Source organism: Roseomonas sp. TAS13 (assembly GCF_001950415.1).
Taxonomy (GTDB): Bacteria; Pseudomonadota; Alphaproteobacteria; order Acetobacterales; family Acetobacteraceae; genus Roseomonas; species Roseomonas mucosa.
The window spans coordinates 1-2,113 of the sequence record NZ_BDLP01000549.1; the positions used below are offsets into that span (position 1 = coordinate 1).

Consider the following 2,113-nt stretch of genomic DNA (forward strand, 5'->3'; position numbering starts at 1 on the left):
GCGCCGTGCGGCACGAGGCGGCGGCAGGACATATCGGCATGGTCGCCGGGCGCACGGCGGAAACGGCGCTGTGGCGGCCGCTGCTGGACTGGGTGCGCGGGCCGGGGTGACGGGGACCGGGGCGCCGCGCGGCGCCTTCAGGAAGGCTCGCGCCGGCCCCGTTCCCGCAGGGCCTGGACGATGCCGAGCAGGCTGATGCCGATCCAGAAGAACTCCATCAGCGCCGAGGCGAGGTTGAAGTTCCGCGACAGGGACAGGGCGATCAGTCCCGAGCCGCAGAGGTTGACGAGCGGGAAGGCCAGGCCGGTCGCGGCCAGCAGGCGGGCCTGGGTCAGGAAATAGGCCGTCACCACCATCAGCGTCCCGATGGAGCCCACCAGATCCACCAGGGTCAGCCGTTGCAGAAGCTCCGCCATCCCGCCCCGTCATCCGCCTCGCATCCGGCGTCCTCTACAACAAGGATGGATCGCCGTGCAGCCCGCCGCCCATCCCGGGCATGGCTCCCAGGACGAGTTCGGGAGCAACTCCGTGTCCGCTGCGGCGTCCTGCCCCTGGTGCAACCCGCCGAAGGAGGTCTCCCATGCCCGCCCGCCAGCACTATGCCCCGCCCGGTCCCCTTGGCTTCGGCGGCGCCCCCCTGGGCAACATGTTCGAGCGTGTCTCCGATGCCGATGCCGCCGCCACGCTCCAGGCGGCCTGGGACTGCGGCATCCGCTACTTCGACACCGCGCCGGAATACGGGCCCGGCATTTCCGAGCACCGATTCGGGGAGTTCCTGCGCAACCGGCCGCGCGACGAGTTCGTGCTTTCCACCAAGGTCGGGCGGCTGCTGCGGGCCGATGCCGGCAAGGGCGGGCAGCACGGGCCCTTTGTCGCCGGCCTGCCCTTCCGGGTGGACTACGACTACACCGCCGACGACGTCCGCCGCTCCATCGAGGACAGCCTGCAGCGCCTGGGCCTGGCCCGCATCGACGTGGCCTATATCCATGACTGCGCCGAGGACGCGCACGGGCCGCGCTGGCACGAGGTCTTCGATACCGCGATGAAGGGCGCCGCCGTGGCGCTGACGAAGCTGCGGGAGGAAGGGGTGATTCGCGCCTGGGGCCTGGGGGTGAACCGGGTCGAACCCTGCGTCATGGCGCTGGAGCAGGCCGATCCGGATGTCTTCCTGCTCGCCGGCCGCTACAGCCTGCTGAACCAGCCGGCGCTGGAGGAGCTTTTCCCCCGCTGCGCCGAACGGGGCGCGCATGTGGTGGTGGGCGGCCCGTACAATTCCGGCCTGATCGCCGGCGGCCGGAACTTCGAGTACCAGGAGGCTTCCGCCGAGAAGGTCGCCGCGCGCGACCGCCTCGCCGCCATCGCGAAGCAGCACGGCGTGGACCTGCGTGCCGCCGCGCTGCAGTTCTGCGCCGCGCCGTCGGTGGTCTGCTCCGTGATCCCCGGCACCAAGAACCCGCAGCGTGTGCGGGAGAATGTGGAGCTGATGCGCCAGCCGATCCCGGCCGGTTTCTGGCAGGCGTTGAAGCAGGAGGGAGTCCTTCCCGAAGCGGCGCCCGTTCCGGGTGGATAGTCCAGCCACGGCCTTTCCGGCACGCCCGTGGCCCTGGGGGAAGGCGCCGCCGGCCTTCGGCACCGAAGCAGTGCTTCGCCCCCCGAGCCTCATCCGCCAGGATCCTGAGGTCCCTGGAACTCCCTTTCGCTGGCTCTCCGGCGATGGCGGGTGCCATGGGCGCGGGCATGGTATTCCTTTCCTGGTCCCCCGCTCGCCCGCCGCACTTCCGGATGAAGCCGTGGGGCTGACGGCAACCGCCCGAAGCCGACTCATCGGGTCCAGGGCGCGCAGCGTCCTGGTGGAGAGGGGGTCCGGGGCGAGAGGCAACGCCTCTCCCCCGGGGGCCGGAGGAAACGAGCCACGGGGTTTTCCCGCAGCCGTGATCGCGCGCTAACCTCCCGCCCCTGGACAGGGCTGGAGGTAGGACTGGCGTGGATCTCGGGCTCAAGGACAAGCAGGCGATCGTGTGCGGCGCGAGCCGCGGCATGGGGCGGGCCATCGCCCTGACCCTGGCGCGGGCTGTCTCTTGATCACATCTACGCACAGCTCCACCGTAAGGCG

At 70.9% G+C, this 2,113-nt stretch carries 2 protein-coding genes; one reads left to right on the forward strand and one right to left on the reverse strand.

The features are described from left to right. Nucleotides 1-137: 137 nt before the first annotated feature. On the reverse strand, nt 138-416 hold the full coding sequence (locus tag ROTAS13_RS23445; protein WP_019463038.1) for a CBU_0592 family membrane protein: 279 nt from the start codon (nt 414-416) through the stop codon (nt 138-140). A gap of 164 nt (nt 417-580) precedes the next feature. Here ROTAS13_RS23445 and ROTAS13_RS23450 point away from each other — a divergent pair, with 164 nt between their 5' ends. Beyond that, nucleotides 581-1,570, forward strand: a complete 990-nt coding sequence (locus tag ROTAS13_RS23450) for an aldo/keto reductase (protein WP_075823577.1) — start codon at nt 581-583, stop codon at nt 1,568-1,570. Nucleotides 1,571-2,113 lie beyond the last annotated feature (543 nt).